This window comes from Microvirga sp. VF16 (assembly GCF_016864375.1).
Lineage (GTDB): Bacteria > Pseudomonadota > Alphaproteobacteria > Rhizobiales > Beijerinckiaceae > Microvirga.
Window position 1 is genome coordinate 294,138 of record NZ_CP069358.1, and the last position, 17,115, is coordinate 311,252.

Annotated in this window: 18 protein-coding genes and 1 pseudogene; 12 read left to right on the forward strand and 7 right to left on the reverse strand. The window is 62.1% G+C overall.

Going from position 1 to position 17,115, the window contains the following annotated elements; translation table 11 throughout:
• Positions 1 to 39 precede the first annotated feature (39 nt).
• Together JO965_RS44250 and JO965_RS44255 are read left to right on the forward strand one after the other, a co-directional pair.
• Positions 40 to 546: a helix-turn-helix domain-containing protein gene (locus JO965_RS44250; RefSeq protein WP_246777277.1), complete on the forward strand. Its 507-nt coding sequence runs from the start codon at positions 40 to 42 to the stop codon at positions 544 to 546.
• On the forward strand, positions 543 to 1,133 hold the full coding sequence (locus JO965_RS44255; RefSeq protein ID WP_246777278.1) for a transposase: 591 nt from the start codon (positions 543 to 545) through the stop codon (positions 1,131 to 1,133). Before JO965_RS44250 ends, JO965_RS44255 begins: the two co-directional genes overlap by 4 nt.
• A 421-nt stretch (positions 1,134 to 1,554) precedes the next feature.
• On the opposite strand, the gene JO965_RS44260 is transcribed toward JO965_RS44255, so the two are convergent.
• Positions 1,555 to 1,977, reverse strand: a complete 423-nt coding sequence (locus tag JO965_RS44260; protein WP_246777279.1) for a helix-turn-helix domain-containing protein — start codon at positions 1,975 to 1,977, stop codon at positions 1,555 to 1,557.
• Between the two features lie 468 nt (positions 1,978 to 2,445).
• Between JO965_RS44260 and JO965_RS44265 the strand changes: the two genes are divergently transcribed.
• Positions 2,446 to 3,066: a hypothetical protein gene (locus JO965_RS44265; RefSeq protein ID WP_371827034.1), complete on the forward strand. Its 621-nt coding sequence runs from the start codon at positions 2,446 to 2,448 to the stop codon at positions 3,064 to 3,066.
• A gap of 72 nt (positions 3,067 to 3,138) precedes the next feature.
• On the opposite strand, the gene JO965_RS44270 is transcribed toward JO965_RS44265, so the two are convergent.
• Positions 3,139 to 3,774, reverse strand: coding sequence for a helix-turn-helix domain-containing protein (locus JO965_RS44270; RefSeq protein ID WP_246777280.1), 636 nt, complete (start codon positions 3,772 to 3,774; stop codon positions 3,139 to 3,141).
• 1,292 nt (positions 3,775 to 5,066) lie between these two features.
• Between JO965_RS44270 and JO965_RS44275 the strand changes: the two genes are divergently transcribed.
• The 3 genes and pseudogenes from JO965_RS44275 to JO965_RS44285 form a co-directional block, all read left to right on the forward strand.
• On the forward strand, positions 5,067 to 7,520 hold the full coding sequence (locus JO965_RS44275; protein ID WP_203447495.1) for a type IA DNA topoisomerase: 2,454 nt from the start codon (positions 5,067 to 5,069) through the stop codon (positions 7,518 to 7,520).
• Between the two features lie 129 nt (positions 7,521 to 7,649).
• Entirely contained in the window at positions 7,650 to 8,072 is a 423-nt protein-coding gene (locus JO965_RS44280; protein ID WP_203447496.1) for a helix-turn-helix domain-containing protein, read from the forward strand.
• Positions 8,057 to 8,611, forward strand: a pseudogene (locus JO965_RS44285) (IS630 family transposase); the annotation flags it as partial. The gene JO965_RS44280 and the pseudogene JO965_RS44285, both read left to right, overlap by 16 nt.
• 35 nt (positions 8,612 to 8,646) lie before the next feature.
• Here JO965_RS44285 and JO965_RS44290 read toward each other — a convergent pair.
• The 3 genes from JO965_RS44290 to JO965_RS44300 all read right to left on the reverse strand — a co-directional run bounded on the left by JO965_RS44290 (position 8,647) and on the right by JO965_RS44300 (position 11,047).
• Positions 8,647 to 9,006 carry a cupin domain-containing protein gene (locus tag JO965_RS44290; RefSeq protein ID WP_203447497.1) on the reverse strand — a complete coding sequence of 120 codons (360 nt, stop codon included), beginning with the start codon at positions 9,004 to 9,006 and terminating at the stop codon, positions 8,647 to 8,649.
• 190 nt (positions 9,007 to 9,196) lie between these two features.
• Positions 9,197 to 9,583, reverse strand: a complete 387-nt coding sequence (locus JO965_RS44295; protein ID WP_203447498.1) for a hypothetical protein — start codon at positions 9,581 to 9,583, stop codon at positions 9,197 to 9,199.
• Between the two features lie 81 nt (positions 9,584 to 9,664).
• Entirely contained in the window at positions 9,665 to 11,047 is a 1,383-nt protein-coding gene (locus JO965_RS44300) for a cytochrome P450 (protein WP_203447499.1), read from the reverse strand.
• A 767-nt stretch (positions 11,048 to 11,814) separates the two neighbouring features.
• Between JO965_RS44300 and JO965_RS44305 the strand changes: the two genes are divergently transcribed.
• The 4 genes from JO965_RS44305 (at position 11,815) to JO965_RS44315 (ending at position 14,370) form a co-directional block, all read left to right on the forward strand.
• The gene (locus tag JO965_RS44305; protein WP_203447500.1) at positions 11,815 to 13,092 is read left to right on the forward strand and encodes an App1 family protein; all 1,278 of its coding nucleotides are present in this window, start codon (positions 11,815 to 11,817) and stop codon (positions 13,090 to 13,092) included.
• 123 nt (positions 13,093 to 13,215) lie between these two features.
• Positions 13,216 to 13,353 carry a hypothetical protein gene (locus JO965_RS48775; RefSeq protein ID WP_246777281.1) on the forward strand — a complete coding sequence of 46 codons (138 nt, stop codon included), beginning with the start codon at positions 13,216 to 13,218 and terminating at the stop codon, positions 13,351 to 13,353.
• A 9-nt stretch (positions 13,354 to 13,362) separates the two neighbouring features.
• Complete coding sequence (locus tag JO965_RS44310) at positions 13,363 to 13,788, forward strand: L,D-transpeptidase (RefSeq protein WP_246777282.1); 426 nt, start codon at positions 13,363 to 13,365, stop codon at positions 13,786 to 13,788.
• A 225-nt stretch (positions 13,789 to 14,013) separates the two neighbouring features.
• The gene (locus JO965_RS44315) at positions 14,014 to 14,370 is read left to right on the forward strand and encodes a lysozyme inhibitor LprI family protein (RefSeq protein ID WP_246777283.1); all 357 of its coding nucleotides are present in this window, start codon (positions 14,014 to 14,016) and stop codon (positions 14,368 to 14,370) included.
• 166 nt (positions 14,371 to 14,536) lie between these two features.
• On the opposite strand, the gene JO965_RS44320 is transcribed toward JO965_RS44315, so the two are convergent.
• Positions 14,537 to 14,827, reverse strand: a complete 291-nt coding sequence (locus tag JO965_RS44320; RefSeq protein ID WP_203447501.1) for a hypothetical protein — start codon at positions 14,825 to 14,827, stop codon at positions 14,537 to 14,539.
• Positions 14,828 to 14,897: 70 nt separating this feature from the next.
• A complete protein-coding gene (locus tag JO965_RS44325) occupies positions 14,898 to 16,055 on the reverse strand; it encodes an RHE_PE00001 family protein (RefSeq protein WP_246777284.1) in 1,158 nt (385 codons plus the stop codon).
• 420 nt (positions 16,056 to 16,475) lie between these two features.
• Between JO965_RS44325 and JO965_RS44330 the strand changes: the two genes are divergently transcribed.
• Together JO965_RS44330 and JO965_RS44335 are read left to right on the forward strand one after the other, a co-directional pair.
• Positions 16,476 to 16,706 carry an AbrB/MazE/SpoVT family DNA-binding domain-containing protein gene (locus tag JO965_RS44330; protein WP_203447502.1) on the forward strand — a complete coding sequence of 77 codons (231 nt, stop codon included), beginning with the start codon at positions 16,476 to 16,478 and terminating at the stop codon, positions 16,704 to 16,706.
• On the forward strand, positions 16,696 to 17,097 hold the full coding sequence (locus tag JO965_RS44335) for a PIN domain-containing protein (RefSeq protein WP_203447503.1): 402 nt from the start codon (positions 16,696 to 16,698) through the stop codon (positions 17,095 to 17,097). Before JO965_RS44330 ends, JO965_RS44335 begins: the two co-directional genes overlap by 11 nt.
• Positions 17,098 to 17,115: the final 18 nt, after the last annotated feature.

The following is a 17,115-nucleotide window of genomic DNA, read 5'->3' on the forward strand; positions in this document are numbered from 1 at the left end:
AACTTGCAACGCGAGAGCCGCGGGTGTTCCCTAGGGAGCATGCAACGACATGATCACTCTCCCGAGACGTGGCTCGACGAGGTGGATCGCAAGCGGCTGGCCGTAGCGCTTGCTGGTGCCCGCGAGGCTCGTGAGTATCGCCGCCTCGAGGCGCTGTTGCTGGTGGCCGAGGGGCATCCCGTGGCCGAGGCGGCCCGCCGCTGCCGCGTCAACCGCTCCAGTGTGCATCGCTGGCTCGTCCAGTACCGGGCCGAGCATGAGACCACGGCCCTGATCGACCGACCGCGCAGCGGGCGTCCGCGCCTGCATCGCCCGCTGACGCCGCAGCGCCTGGCCGCCGCCCTGGCACGCGACCCGCGCCGCTGCGGCTACCAGGCGACGAGCTGGACGGTGCCGCTGCTGGCGCACGATCTGGCCGCCAAGGGCCTCGCCGTCAGCCCCCGCACCCTGCGGCGCCGGCTGCACGAGGCCGGCTATCGCTGGAAGCGGCCGCGCTATGTCTATGTCGCGCGCGCGGCTCATCTGGCGCAGAAAAAAGGGGCTTGATCCGGCGCCTGAAGGCGGGCTGGCACAGAGGCGATCGGCTGCTGTGCCTCGACTGGACCCTGCTGCGACTGTTTCCGCCCCTGCGGGCGATGTGGGCGCTCAAGGGTACCCAGGCGATCGTGCCGATCACCGGCCGCAATGCCAAGCGGGTGCTGTTTGGGGCGATTGACCTACGGACCGCGCGTCGGGTGGTGCTGGTCCGCACCCGCGCCGGTCAGGCCGACGCTCAGGCGTTCTTGCACGCGTTGCGGCGGCGATATCGCCGCGCCGGCTGGCTCTGGCTTCTCACCGATCGGGCGAGCGCCCACACCGCCCCACAGACGCAAGCGCTGGCCGATCGGCTGCGCATCCGCTTCGTGTGGTTGCCCCGGCAGGCACCCGAACTGAGCCCGATGGACCAGCTCTGGCGCGAACTCAAGCGGCTCATTGCGGCCAACCGGCAGGCCGCGTCCATCGATGCTCTGGCCGCCGATGCCGCGGCCTGGGTTCTAAGCCTGACGCCGCAACAGGCGCGTCGCAAGGCTGGCATGGCATCCAAACGCTTCTGGCTCAGAAAGCTGTTGCAGAACTTTTGGCGACCTACTTAGCCCGGTCGTAGTGAGGCCAGCGAGGATATGGCGGCGGGTTGAAGTGCTGTGCATGGAGCGTCCCCTCCACTTGATATCGGATAAGGCCTGTCTTCCCACTTGGAGGAGTGATCAGGACCCATTGTCGATCAGCGCACCGTTCTCGCGTGTGTCCTCTCGGCGTTCCTCGCCCGTGCGCCCAATAAGGCGACGACGTTGCCGCTCCAGTTCCTGCAACGGCGCAATTCTGGCAATGGGTGGCGTTCGGACACAGGCCGCGCCATCCCAGAAAGCGATTTTACGCCTCTATTGCCGAGCCTTCCAGCCTGAATTCGCGCTGGGCTTTTTGATCTCTGGCCGCTGCGATGTCGCTTCCGGGACTGAAGGCTTTGAATTGGTCAAGATGGTTCAGAATTCTGGGATGAGATGTTATTAGGGAGCCTTACACGATGCCCCATGCTCTGTAGCGGGTTCGTCCGGTGAGCTCACGCGGCAGCGCACCACCGAGTTGCGCCAGCATCAGGTCAACGGCCTTGGGCGTGACCCGCAGGAGCTTCGCCGCGAGCGGCCCCGTCACCAGCGGGCGTGACAGGAACAGGTCGACCAGCTCCGGCAGCTTCGAGTTGCTCCGGGTCTTGGCCGTGACCCGGCTCATCAGCTCGCGGGCGAGGATCAGCCGGTCGAGATCCTTGTGGGCGAGGACAAGCGCCTCCTCCAGCACCTGGCAGAAGCCCGCCAGCTTCTCCTTCGCCCCTTCCCGGCCCTGCGGCCGGAACTTCGACTGCTTGAACCCGGCAGCCAGCGGCAGCAGATGGCTCGTCAGGCCGCGGGACCGCAGGATGGCGGCGGCCATGATGGAGAGCATGAGGTTTCGTGGGGCAGGCAGTGAGAGGGCTGCCTCCGCGAGACTGCGACCACACCAAATCGACTGCGGCGCAATGACAGCTAAGGCTACGGGCGATGTTGTTGCCCCACGTTTCCTTATGCTCTCCTTTTGGACTGAGCTTTGAGGCGGCTATGATCCGCAAAGGCGAATTCGATGCATTCCAGCGCCGCGCCTCCGGGCAGCGACGCGAGCTGCCGCCTATAGTAGTCAATTTCCTCAAGGACGCTCAGCGACGGGGCGTGAAGCTGCAGACAGACTTGGATTAGGAGCCTCCGGGTCTTCCCATCGTTCGTCAACGCTGCCGGAGAAACTCTGGCCTCTGCAAAGCCTGGAAAACGAGAGTCGTTCATAACCTATTCTCCGCCTCTCAGCACTCCCAGCTCAACATTTCCGAGCGGGCGTGCGGCGTGATTTGAGCATGCTGCGCTAGTTCAGCAACGGCCCGGGTTGTCTGCTAAAGCTGAGGTGGCTCCAATAAAACGACGGTTTGTTCGATCAGTTGGCCCGACCTCCAATAAATTGGAGGAAAGAAGCAGCCTTGTCGCTGAGATGCGTTGCTGCGGGACCCTGCCAGGCTCATTCTTTTCTTCGACGCAGCGGAAACGCTGGCGAGTTTCTGACACGCAGATGAGAGACGGACCGATGACCAGCTCAGCCGCAATGCCCATGATGGGCAACATGATGCCGGGGATGATGCCGGTGATGGGAGGCATGACGCCCATGATGGGTAACATGATGCCTCAGATGCCGATGGGTGGAATGATGCCGGGTATGATGCCCATGATGGGTGGAATGATGCCCGGTATGATGCCTCAGATGCAGATGGGCGGGATGATGCCAGGGATGATGTGCCGCATGTCCTGCGACATGGCCGCCGACGGTTCCATGACCTGCACCATGATGCCGGTGGAGGGCATGCCCGCAGACATGTTCAAGATGTGCTGTGAGAACATGATGAGGATGATGGAAATGGGCATGCCCTGCATGATGATGTGCGGTGGCATGATGCTCGTCGGCATGGGCTCGGCCATGGGCTCGCAGACCAAGCCGATGAAGAAGAGCGCCTGAACCGGCCACCCTTTGGACGTGGTGCCGCACGTGCCAAGTGCGGCACGGCCCGCTCCGGATGCACGGGTCGAACTATCCGACCGTCTCCACGTAGGTCATCACCAGGTACATGATCGCCATCACGTGTCCGGGATTCCGGTAGATGTGCGGAACGTCGGCTTGGAAAATGATCGCGTCGTCTGCGTGCAGACTGTAAACAGAGCCGTTGACCTCGATCTCCACATCGCCGACCACCACGGTCAGGTTTTCGATTGTGCCCGCCGCGTGGGCGACAGCGTTCTCCTGTGACTGCGCGGCAAGGGTGAGCTTATAAAATTCGACGCGCCGCTCCGCTTCGAAGGGAAACAACGCCCGTGAGGTAAAGCTCCCGTCTGCTGAGGTGAGGATCTTGGCAGCCTTCGAGCGCATGACAACCGTGCCGCTGCCGGTCCCTGGGCTTGTCAGCGCGGAAAATGGGACGTTGAGCGCCCGTGCCACCTTCCACAACAACGAGATCGTCGGAACGCTCCGCCCCAGCTCAATCTGGCTCAGCATGGCGCGGCTGACGCCAGCGAGATTGGCAAGGCGCTCTAGAGAATGACCACGCGAGCGGCGCAACCGCTTGAGATTGCTGCTGACGATCTCGGCAAGTTCGTGAGCCTCACTCTCGAGATCGCCCTCGGCTTCATGCGGGATGCCGGCGAGATGATCCTTGGGCACATCTCTCACGGCCACACCTCGTCTTACCGGTTGACGGGCCAAGCATTCCCGACCCAGACGGGCACGAAGAACCATACCGCAACCCAAGTCCCGGGCACAATGCTGGGCATCGGCACCACGGGTTGTGCTGCCTCCTGGCGTCGGCGCCTGACTTCGTTGAGATCAATGATTTGTGCCGTTGCGGCCATAACCGATGCCTGGTGTTCATCAAACAGAACACGTTATCCTTTATAAAGAACCAGATGTCAATATAACGGAACCTTAGCAGTTGATGCAGCCGCAACCCGCTGTAGTGTCTGCTATTCTGGAGTCGGATAAGGTTTCAACCCTTGTTCTGAGTACCGAACATTTTGGCTAAAGCTCGACATCGGAGGCAGGGTCAAGCTAGGTGCGACAGAACCCTTCTTTTTGCTTAGTCAGCCCCTTCCAAGCCCAAGTCAGGTGGAGGCGGATTGACGCACCAATTCGGGATCAAGCACTTAGGATTATTGTATCAGCGTTGTATCAATCCGACTGATAGGCGCAGGGCGCTATCTACAGAATCCTCGTAAGTCATTGTCTTTCTTGGGGAGTATTGGAGCGGGCGATGGGAATCGAACCCACGACATTCAGCTTGAGAAGCTGATGTCATTTCCGCTTGAGGCACCATAGACGAGGTTGTTCTACCTCGGTTGTTCTCGTGTCTTCCTTGTGCTCGTCATGCCTGTACGACGTGCGACTTCAACGGCGACCTCTGACCAGAACCGGCAGCCCGCTTCGCTTCCTCGACTGAGACAGTACTCTGCCTGCTCCCGCGCCCGCTGGTAAGCAAACCTCCCCTCATACGCAATCAGAGACAGGGCCTCGGATTCGATCACTGTGCGGTCGGCAGCGGGAGGCCGCCGGCGGAACAACTGCCGGATGCGATGAAGGAGTTTGAGCATGAGGCAATCCTCGTTTCCGACAGCAGGTCGAGCAAGCGAGTGTCCTGTCGCATTCACGTCGGACAGTCAGGTTCTCAGCCTTGGGTACGATTGGTGAATGCAGGAAGGCCCGCCCCAGCCTCTGCCAGAGCGGGCCTTTTCAAGGGATGACCCGCAGTGGGGTCTAGACACCGCGGGATCAGAGCCCCCAGCAGCTGTTTTCCCCTGGTCTCCCAAGGTACAGTGGGTCGCTAGCTCCGCCCAAACTCTGATATGGCGATCGCCCCTTTTCCTGAAAAGAGCGCTGGCGGACCATTTCTCTGGAGCGCCCCTAGTCATTGACCGACCTCAGCCCTGGGGGTAATGTTCTCTTTTCGTTCCATTTAGATTACCCGGGTCATGACCGCTCACTCAGCATCGCGCACGCTGTTCTTCTTCGAGAAGCCCTCGGCCATGCGCCAGCTGCAACGCTTCTTCAAATCACCCAGCACGATCTGCGTCTCGGCTGAGGGTCATCTCCTGGCGGCCGAGGAGCCCGGCACCATGCGGGACGAGTGGAAGTCGTGGCGTTTCGACACCCTGCCAATCGTGCTCGAGCGCATTCCAGTCACGTACGGTACCAGCCGCTCCGGCCAGTCGCACAAGCCCAAAGTCGAGGCGATCAAGCAGGCGCTTCAGGGCGTGGAGCGGGTGATCATCGCCACCGATCCGGGCCGCGAAGGCTCAATGATCGCCTGGGAGGTGCTCGAGCATCTCGGGTACAAAGGTCGCGTAGACCGTCTCAAGCTGGGCGCCCTCGACGAGATCTCGATCCGCCGCGCCTTTGCGGCGATGGCCAAGGAGCCGGACTCAGGTGAGCGGGACTATGCTGCCTATCTAGAAGCCCTGTGCCGCCAATATGAGGACTACCACCTGGGGCTCAATGGCACCCGTGCCATCTCCCTGCGGCTGCGCCCGCCTGCCTTCCGGGAGCCCTGGCGGTTTGGCGGCGTGCAGACGCCAACGCTTGCAATCCTGGCTGATTTGGAGAAGCGCATCCGTGACTTCGTCCCGCAGGATTATTTCAAGATTGCTCTGACGGTGGCGACGGACGGTGGTGCCGAGATCACCCTCTGGCATGCTCCCAAAGACAAAATCCTCGACAAGCAGGTGGCCGAGACAATCCAGCAGGCTGCCACTTCCTGGTCAGGTCCGCTTGGCGTCGAGCAGAAGGATGTGCGCCGGTCGCCCCCTCGCCTGTTCTCGAAAGACACCCTCGCTCGCCGCTGCGCCAAGTGGTTCGGCTGGGATCCGCAGCACACGGCCAAACTCGCCCAGGACCTGTATGATCAGGGCTACCTGACCTATCCCCGCACTGAGTCCGAGCACCTGCCGGAGAGCCAGACAGGCGATGCCAGCACGGTCATTGAGAGCGTCGTCGGCATCCTGTCCGATCTTGCGAGTCTCGTGCCAGCCGCGGGCGATCTTGTGTTCCGCAAGGGCAACAAGGGCCACTACGTCAAGGATCCGGGCGAGCACCACGCCATCGTGCCACTGCGCAAGGTGCCTCAGCCGGGGGGTGTCAGCGGGGATCACCTTCGCCTCTGGGAGCTGGTGGCCAAGAGCTTCCTGGCGGCCCACCTGCCCGACGGCATCGATGCTCGCACCACGGTCGCTGTGCAGGTCCCGACGCCACTTGGTCCGAAGCGCTTCTCGGTCAGCGGCAGCGTGATCAAGTCGCCGGGCTGGCGCGCCGTCTATGGGGCCGAGGCTGACGAGGAGACCGAGGCTGTTCCGGGCAAGGCCAAGCCGGACGAAGAGCCCACCACCGGACGCCTGCCGCCGCTCCGCGACAACGAGCCCGGGAAAGCAACCGACGCCCGGATCGAAACGGCCAAGACCGAGCCACCACGCCGGATCACCCGCGGCGAGCTGCCGGTCGTGATGGGGCGGCTCATCGATCAGGTGGATGATTCAGCACTCAAAGCGGCTCTGGAAAATCCCGTGAACCCAACCGAACCCAAAGGCCTTGGAACAGCGGCGACGCGTGACACGATCCTGCCGAAGCTCCAGAAAAGCCAGTATGTTGATCTGTTGAAGGGCAAGGATCCACCGATCCAGGTCACGGAAATCGGACTTGCTTTCATCGCAGCCGTGCGTCGTGTCTTCCCCAGTTATGGTGATCCTGTCGGGCGAGCGATGTTCGAGGCTGATCTCGCTGAGATTGGGCGCGCCACCACACGGAATGAGGCCGTTCGGCGGGCCGCCGCCTATCAGGAGCGGACGCGTGCCCGCGTACAGGAACTGATCGGGGCCATCGCGCAGTCGCAGACGGTTGCCGTTGATCCTACGACAGTTCCTGTGAGTTTTGCGCCGGCTGGGAAGCCACCAACCAAGTCCATGATTGCCTTTGCTGCGTCCCTTGCGGCCCGCAAGGGACTAAAGCTGCCGCGAGGCTTGAAGAGCAATGCCGCCATCTGCCGGGCTTTCCTTGACCAGCATGCGCCAGCACGATCATCGGAGTCGGGAGAACACCGGCCTCAGAATGGCCCTCGCCCTCCGAGTGAAGCGATGGTGCGCTATGCACGAGCACTGGCTGAAGAACACGGTGTGGAGTGCCCACCGGAAATCGCGACAGACTTTGCAGCCTGCAGGGCCTTTCTCGACCAACATGCCTCACGTCAGGCAACGAAGGTAAAGGACGGGAACGAGAGCACAACCCGGAAGAACTGTTCATCGGCTGCCGCGAGCGCTAGTCCTCGCAAGAGGCATACTGAAACTCCCGCAACCAAGCAATCCATAGCTGCCAAGGGTGGATCGACCCGTGGCCGTGCACGAGCGCGTCCTGCGAGTCCTACCCAACCATCACGATAAGCGGCCCCCACACGTCTGCCGAAGAGATCGAATGAGTGCGTGATCCAGGTGTTAAAGCGCTTTTGATCTGGGCTTGAATCCATTTGGGTGATCTGTGCGTTGATTGGGATATGGCCCGGGAGGCGAGCCATGTCCCAGCCCTATTCCGCTGATTTGCGTGAGCGCGTTCTGGTCGCCTGCGAACGCGGCGACCTTCATCAGGTCGAGATCGCCCGCCGCTTCCAGGTTTGCCCGGCCACCGTGTCGAACTGGCGCCGCCAGGAGCGCGAGGAAGGCCGGCGTGCTGCGAAGCCGCACAGCGGCGGTGTGCCCTCGCGCCTGGATGCGGCGGCTCTGGCGGTGCTGCGTCAGCTCGTGATCGAGGACAATGACGCGCTGCTGCGCGAGTATCGCGAGCGCCTGGCTGAGCGCACCGGCGTGACGGTGTGTCTGGCGGTGATCTGCGAGGCGCTCAAGCGGCTTAAGCTGCGTCCGAAAAAAAGACCCTTCGGGCGGCCGAGCAGGATCGGCCCGAGGTTGCCGCCGAGCGCGAGGCGTATCGCCAGCAGATGAGCGCGCTTCCTGTGGAACGCTTGGTGTTCCTGGATGAAAGCGGCGTGACGACCAAGATGGCCCGCACCCATGCGCGAGCGCCGCGTGGTCAGCGCGCCTATGGGGCCATTCCCCTTGGCTCCTGGCAGCGGCTGACGGTGTTAGGAGCCCTCGCGTGTGAGGGCCTGATCGCGACGATGAGCATCGAGGCGTCGACCTCGACCTGCGTGCTGCTGGCTTATCTCGAGCAGGTGCTGGTGCCCAAACTCCGGCAGGTGAAGCCGGATGCGATCCTGGTGATGGACAACCTGCGCCCGCACCATGCCACCGAAGTCACAGAGCTTCTCGCCCGAGCCGGGATCGGGCTGTTGTACCTGCCCCGCTATTCGCCCGAGTTCAACCCGATCGAGCACGCCTGGGCCAAGATGAAAGAGCGGCTCAAGGCGAAAGCCGCACGCACTCTCGAAGCCCTGGAGGCGGAACTCAAACCAGCCCTCGACACCATCACCGCAAAAGATGCCAAAGGCTGGATCAGGCACGCCGGCTATGCCCTACACTGATCTCAAAAGCGCTTTAATGAGTGTGTCGAGCTGCTTTAGGTCTTGGGCGACTCACTGCGGGGCAACAAGCCATAGTGAACAGCAAGCCAGATCGTCGGCTCCGTCGCGTCTGTCCATTCCACCCGATGGCGTCTCCTCGCCGGGATGAGCAGGTAATCCCCTCGTTTCAGCTCTCTGGGAGTGGGTTCGCCCTCAAACAGAAGGCCAGCGGATCCAGAGAGCAACAGCACCCACTCGGACGCCTCCTGGTCGTACCAGAACCCGGGTGGGCTTGCCTGCCCTGTGGAGACAATGCGCTCGATCCTGACACCGTCCGCGGCAACAAGCTCCGTGAATTCCTCGTCCACCGTATCGCGGCGGACGTGTTCAAGAATATTTCCGGCCGCAGTCATCATCGCCGCTAAGTCCCTCCTTGCACTGGCGGCGCTATACTCACTTGTCTCATTGGCGCGGTGGAACGCGTGCCGCTCACCGTCCCATCAAATCCGACGGGGAGAGCCAAGGGGCATGGTCGGAGTGCCACGTCATCTGCCGGGTGGAGAAACGAGTTACCGTCCACGCACACCTTGATCTGACAACATTGGCCTATCGATCGGTTTCAAACTCCTCTCCACCTTCTTCACTGCTCTCGAGAGGCTCACTCGTTTCCATGATGAAATTGTAATTGGCAGCGGAGACGTAGAGCACGTCGTTCCCGAACAGCGAGAACGTCACCGTTCCACTATTGTCGATGCTCACGGCATCCGCCTCGAGCTGGAGTGACTCCCCGGAGACAAAGTTGATGGTCCAGCCTTTAACTTCGACTGCGCCCCGAGATCCCCGCTTAGTCGCGCCTTTCTTGGCGGCTCCTCGTTTCAAAGCACCTCTTTCCGCGCTCGTTCCTCGAGTGGCAGCTCGTTTGCCGGTGCCTTTCTTGGAAGCTCCCCGCTCCGTCGTGCGGGCTCGGCTAACCGACTTGGTGGCTCTTGCCATGACTTCCTCCTCTCAGCTGGTATCTACTCTTCGACGTAGAGGGTTATCCGACGCCGGAAAGCTCATCATCCCGGCCGATGCCTATCGGGGTCGCAGGCGGAACAGCGGCGCGTGATCGGGTTGGGTGGTCACCACCGCGACGGGCAAGACCGGTCGACTTGTCACCAGTTCGAGCCGGAACGAGCGCATGAGTTCGACCAGCACCAGGGTGGCCTCCGTGAGAGCGAAGTGAGCGCCAATACACACACGTGGCCCAACGCCAAAGGGCAGGTAGGCGAAGCGGTCTATTGCCGATGCACCGGACAGAAAGCGTTCCGGGACGAACGCGTCCGGATCATGCCAGCGCTTCCGGTGCCGATGCAGCACCCAAGGTGAGACGACGGCGAGGTCGCCCGGCTTCATCGCAATCCCAGCGACCTCGTCTGGCTGGCGGGCTGCCCGGACGATCACGTAGGCTGGCGGGTAGAGACGCATAACTTCGTCCAGCACCGCCCGCGCGTAGGTCAGCTTGTTAAGCTGTGGCTCCGCCCCGCCGTCCGGCAGCACTGCCGCGGCCTCCTGGGCGATCTGCTCCTGCACCTCCGGCAGGTGGGCCAGCAGATACACCGACCAGCACAGTGCCACGGCGGTCGTCTCGTGCCCGGCCAGGATCATCGTGGCGATCTGATCCCGCAGCTGGCTGGGCGAGAACCCCTCCCCGCTCTCCGGATCGCGAGCCGCCATAAGCAGGTCGAGTAGATCGCGCGGACCACTCGCATGGGTTTTGGCCGTCAGCCGCTCGGCCATGATCTGGTCGATCAGCCGGATCCAGCCACGCCGGAACCAAGCCCGCGCCAGATCGTGGGGTGTGGGAAGGCCGATCGGAACCACAAAGTCCAACAGATGTGGTCGTCCAAGCCGCTGGCCATAGCGCATGATCTGGTCCCGCAGTGCGGGGCCACGCCGTCCCATCTCGAGGGAGAACATGGTGCGGCCGGCGATCTCCAGCGCCAGGCGCTGGATCATGGAAAAGAGATCCACCCGCTCCTTCTCAGTGGCGGCGAGGCTACCGAGCATCTCAGTCGTGGCTGACCGGATATGAGGAATGAGAAGCTCCACCGACCGTGGCGTGAAGGCTGGCGCCAGGGTGCGCCGCTGATGCCGCCAGGCAGGTCCTTCGCTGGTGAACAGCCCCTCCCCGAGCAGCGGCTTGAGGATCCGGAGGGTGGCGCGGGTTCGGCCATAGGTCTCCGGGTGATCGACCAGAACATGCCGGATCGCCTCGGGGGCATTGAATAAAACCGAGGAGCGGCCGAAGAAGCGGCGGACGACAACCTCCTCCTCATAGGCCCGCTGCGACCAGACCCGCAGGTTGTTGGTGCGCATCAGCGAGGCGAGCTGACGCGGCGAGAGGTTCTCCGGGGCGGGATCCGGATGCGGCGGGACGAAGGTCCGAATGCCCTCAGGCGCGACAGAGGTCTCCATTGGCTATGTTTAGCACGTTCAGTCCCCAAGGCAGAGATGCAGCGCGAGCACCAAGGATAGACGGCTCAATCCACTCGGCCACACGGGCTCAAACCTTTCGCCTCGTAGGATTGGAAGGTAGTGCAGATTAGACGAAGCATCATCCGGAAGGACTGGGCGCCGCGAAACGACGTTAGGAACAGGGAATAGATGCAGCAGCTTGGATGAGGGCTGATCGGGAGTTTCGAGACTGATCCTTTGCGACCAGCCACGCTCGCTGAGAGAATTGGGAATCACCCGAACAGGAATTGAGTGCTCAATCCTTCGGGGCGGTGTTCAGAAAGGGGGATTTTCCGCCTTTTGGCGCGAGCCAGTTGGTACCAGCTTGGTTCCGACTCAGATCGGCAACTCGCGAGAATGCCAGAAATGGCCTTGGGCCTATGGTAGCGGAGGAGGGATTTGAACCCCCGACACCCCGACACAAGGATTATGATTCCTCTGCTCTGAGGGTTTTTGGGCCGCTTCACTGGTGCGCACGTGGTGCGCACGGGAAAGAACAGTTCAAAGGGCGGATGCCGGTAACCCTTTGATGCTGTTGGTGAGCGCGCTGAGACTCGAACCCAGGACCCTCTGACTAAAAGTCAGAAGTTCTTCGGCTCTCCGAGTGGACCAAGTCCGGCCTGCCGCAGTTGGTACGAGAGCACCATGGCTTAACAGAGCAGTCCTCCAAGGATCCTTCCCACGACCCACCTCATTGGAAGACCAGATAAGGATACGAGGTGAACGCGATGAGCCTCACCAGCGCAATGAGGGAATGGCTGGGCGCACTGATCCGGCTGCTGGGCATCGTGGCCCGGCCCGTGCAGGAGGCTCAAGGCGAAAGTGGCGTGGTCATCCAACCCTACCGCGGATACGGATCCCGCTCCGAGGTCTTTTTGATTGGTCGGGTGTTCCGGCAATCAAGCCCGCATCTGGAGACTGGCCGAGGCGACCTCCTGACGAACTTACGCGATGTCGGTCGGCGCATTGCCCGCCGCGCGATCCGCAATGCCATCGTGACAGCCCGGTTCTATGGAGCAGAGGAAACCATCACTACCGACCAGGACGGCTATTTCCGGGTCCATCTCTCCCCGGCCCTGCCACCACCACTCGACCGTTCGTGGCACGCCATGGATCTGACGCTGCCGCAGCCTCATGCGGCTCAGGCGCAAGCTCAGATCTTCATCCCACCTGCCAGCTGCCGGTATGTGGTCATCAGCGACATCGATGACACCGTCATGTACACCGGCGTCGCCAACAAGCTCCGGATGCTCTGGCGCCTGTTCGTCGAAGACGCGCAGAGCCGGGTGGCTTTTCCCGGGGTCAGTGCCTTGTACCGGGCCCTGCACTCCGGCACCTCCGGCGACCAGCAAAATCCCATGCTCTATGTCTCACGCGCACCCTGGGGCATCTACGAAGTGCTGGAAGAGTTTTTCGACCGGAATGGCATCCCGATCGGCCCGATTCTGTTCCTGCGCGAATGGGGTGTCTCCTGGACAAGTCCGCTGCCGCGCAAGGCTGAGGACCATAAGCGCGAGCTGATCCACAACATGCTGGCACTCTACAGTGAGCTGCCCTTTGTTCTCATCGGCGACAGCGGCCAGCACGATCCCGAGATCTACCGCCAGATTGTCGAGGAGCATCCTGGACGGGTACTGGCCGTCTACATTCGGAATGTCTCCCGGAATCCCAAGAGGATCAGAGAGATTGAGGACCTCGCCAAGGCGGTGGCGGGCGCGGGCAGCAGTCTGGTGCTGGCGGCTGACAGTGTGGTGATCGCGGAGCACGCCGTGAGCCTTGGCCTCGTTCCCCCAGAGACTGTCTCCAAGGTCCGAAAGGAGAGAGCGGCTACCGGTCAGGTTGAGCGTGAGCCGCCGACCTACGGCATTCAGAAGGCTACTCCGACGAGGACGGCAGAGGCCGTAGCACGGGGTGACTTGCAGGATCTGGTTGAGACCGGATCCGAGCCGATGCCGCCGAATGTGATCGTCGAGCCGGAGGCGCGGGAGCAGCCCAAGGAACCCTGATGGGATGTGAGGGTCTGCCGGCTCAAGAGGTCAACCTTCAGGTGGTTGGAACCTTAGCCATTCTCAGCAGTCATCTTCGGGCAGCGGCTCAACCCAGACTGGAACAACACCGGAGGCTGCCCGATGCGTCAAGCTATCTCATCCCTGATTGCACTGCTCGGCGGCATCATCCTTGCCGCCCCTGCGGTCGCCGAGGTGTCGATTGTGGTCGACAAGACGGCCCAGCGCATGACCGTGTCTGTCGACGGGCAACAGCGCTAGTCCTGGCCAGTGGCGACGGGCACCGCCGATTACTCCACGTCCGTCGGCACCTTCACGCCGTCACGGCTGGCCAGGGTGCATTACTCGAGGGAGTGGGACAACGCACCCATGCCGCACTCGATCTTCTTCACCGATGCGGGCCATGTCATTCACGGCAGCCGTGCCACGAACTATCTCGGGGCCCCAGCCTCGCACGGCTGCGTGCGGCTGGCACCCAGAGAGGCGAGCATTCTGTTCGATCTCGTCATGCTGGAAGGAGCCGAGACCACGCGGGTCGAGATCACCGGGATGGATCCGATCGGCACAGGGTTGGCGAGCGGGGCTGGCGTAGGAGGTGACTACAGCCGCGTGACCAGCTTCGACCCGGTGTCCGTCGGGATCATGGCCGGCGATAACGTGCGTCGCTCTCGATCTGAGATCAGCAGAAATCCGTGAGACGGCTGGCCGACCGTAACACCAGAGCGGCGGTGCCGAGCGGCTGCCACCCGCCAGTTCGCAGTTCGGCAGATGCCTGGTCAGCGAGTTCCGGCTGAGGATCTTCTTGGGCATGACCCAAGCCCCTCACCCTCTGTTAACCCTGCTTCACAACAGTTCTCTGCGACCGGGAGCTTTGATTGGCTGGAGGGGTTTGCTCAGGAGTCAGGTTCTCAGGATGATCCAATGATCAGCACCACTCTCCGCGTCACGGGTCTTGTTGCCCTATTGATTGCTGCGGGATGGCAACCTGCCCGGGCTGCCAGTTTCGACTGTTCCAAAGCCGAAGCTGCTGACGAGAAGGCGGTTTGTGCCGATCGCCAGCTGAACGACGAGGATGTCGAGATGGCAGTCCTCTACACCCAACTCAAGCCGTTGCTGGGCATGGGCGCCCGCGGTGACATGGAGGATGAGCAGGCGGCCTGGCTCAAGCGGCGTGCGGCCTGTGGAGCCGACCGAGCCTGCTTAGGCAAAGCCTATCAGGAGCGCGTCCAGCAGCTGAGAGGCGGCTTTGAGGCTCTCGCCAAGCATGGTCCTTTCTGACTGCGGTCCTCAAGGAACATTGAGCGTGGTGATCGGCTTCCAGACCTGAGCATGGCAACAGCTCCGGCACAGGGCACACCGCGGATGAGAGCGGGTGTTCGTGCGCCCGTTCCAGAACCAATCGCCCACGACCACGGCGTGATTGGAGGGTTCCCGCGTCTAGCCTCTACAACCAGGGAGGCGGCTCCCTGTCGAGTTCATCGGCCACGGCGGCGGCAAAGAGATCCATGGCTTGACGCAAGACATGGCCGGCGAGAAAGGCGGGCTTGTTGACCGCCACAAGCGCGGCGGGCAATTCCTCTTCCTCAAGCTTCTTGAGCGCACGATCCCGCTTCTTGTCGGTCTTCAGCTCGAGCACAAGCATCCCGAGATGGGCCGCAAGCTGGGCCAGCATCTCATCATCGGTGGCGGGATTGTCGAACCGGAATGGCGGCGGTACAGGTCGTCTCACTTTCATTGGGTGCTCCGGGACTCGCCTTGATTTGTCACGTTGAGGCTGTTCGCAGACCGTGTTGAACGGCCCAAGATCACACGATGCCCCATGCTCTGTAGCGGGTTCGTCCGGTGAGCTCACGCGGCAGCGCACCACCGAGTTGCGCCAGCATCAGGTCAACGGCCTTGGGCGTGACCCGCAGGAGCTTCGCCGCGAGCGGCCCCGTCACCAGCGGGCGTGACAGGAACAGGTCGACCAGCTCCGGCAGCTTCGAGTTGCTCCGGGTCTTGGCCGTGACCCGGCTCATCAGCTCGCGGGCGAGGATCAGCCGGTCGAGATCCTTGTGGGCGAGGACAAGCGCCTCCTCCAGCACCTGGCAGAAGCCCGCCAGCTTCTCCTTCGCCCCTTCCCGGCCCTGCGGCCGGAACTTCGACTGCTTGAACCCGGCAGCCAGCGGCAGCAGATGGCTCGTCAGGCCGCGGGACCGCAGGATGGCGGCGGCCATGATCAGGCCGAGCCAGGGCAGGCGGGTGTAGAGGTTGAGGTCGAGCCACGCCTGCCACGCCACGGATGCCGCCGCGACCGCCGGCCAGTGTCTGGTGCGCTTGACCACATCGAGCCACAGATCCTCGGCCTCCGCCTCGTCCTGATCCGGATCGTAGACCAGATGCGAGCGGCTCCTGCGCAGTGGGGTCTCGCCGGCGAGCACCTGGTTGGTGCGGTCCAGAAGCGCATCGATCTCGGCGAAATGCGCCGCCCACGGATCGGCATCGTTGGCATAGGGCGGGTATGCCTCGTCATCCTCGGGATCGGGCTTCTTGCCCTTTGCCCTGACGGATGCCTCAGCCACGGGGCTGATGCCGCGCAGGGCCGCCAGTCCATCAATCGACAGCGGCCAGGGCGCCTTGCGGGCGAGAGCGGTGCGCCGCGCGCGCAGGGCGGCCGCGGCTCGCGTGAGCTCGTGGGTGGGGTGGCGGACATCCATGCCGGCATCGTGCAGGACCAGGTCGCCGACATCGACCAGATGGCCGTCGAGGATCAGGGCGCGCACGGCTTCGGTCATGTCGCAGCGCGATTGCCAACCGGCGCCCAGGCCGGAGGTCTCCAGGCGGGCGTCAAACCGGAGGATGCTGATCGTGATCGGCTCCAGCCGTCCGGCGATGATCTCCCACGGCAGCTCCGGCAGATCGTAAGTGCGGGGCGCCAGGAACGGCTCTTCGTCAAAGTCCCCTGCCCTGCTCCCGAAAGCCACGCTTGCCCCCAGCTAAGTGACTGATCCAAGGAGCTATAGCTTAACGGGAAGAAGCAAAGCAAGGCTTTGCTACCATGGAGGCTGCGGCTGTCCAACGCTCTGAGAAGCGCCATCGGCAGAGGTCGAGGATGGTGCCGCCGGCGAGCAGGTCTGGAGCCGCCTCAATGAGCATTAAAGGCGAAAAATGGCTGCACAAGCCTTTGTTTTAAGCCATTTTCGCAGACTTGTGGGAAGTCCTTCCTCCCGTGGCCGGTTAATAAAATGACTTGAGAGACGTCTTCAAACGATCAGTTGTTCATGACAATCGAAAGTGTACAAATGACTATGACGGCAAGGCTGGTGCATCGCAACATACGACCTTGCCTAATTCGTTAGGCAATCTTAGATATACATTTGAATAACGTATATCAGGAGGACGCTATGCAGGTTTCGAAATGGGGCAACTCCCTTGCGGTGCGTCTCCCTGCTGCCGTGGTCGAAGCATTGGACCTTAAAGAAGGCGACGACATCGAGATCATGATCGCTGGATCGCGTGCTTTCGAGGTTTCGAAATCGCCCGATGCAACTGGCATTCTGGCCCGGCTTCGGCAGTTCCGCGGTCGCCTGCCCGCTGGGTTTAAGTTCGATCGGCTTGAAGCGAATGAGCGCTAAGCCCTTTCTCGATACGAATGTGATCCTCTACTTACTGTCTGAGGATACGACCAAGGCAGATCGTGCGGAGGCTCTGCTCGCCCAAGGTGGGACAGTGAGTGTGCAAGTTCTGAATGAGGCGGCGAACGTGATGACACGTAAGCTCAAGATGGACCTTGATGAGGTCGGCGACATCTTGGCAGGCGTTCGCCACTTCTGCGAGGTTGTGCCTGTCACAATCGAAATCCATGATCAGGCTCTCGCGATCACCAGGCGTTTTGGCTTCTCGGTCTATGACAGCCTCATCGTTGCCGCGGCAATCGACGCAAAATGTGAGGTTCTCTACTCGGAGGACCTTCAGCATGGCCAGCAGGTTGGGGCTCGGCTCACGATCACCAATCCATTTCGTTAGAAGTTTCGGCGGACTCGC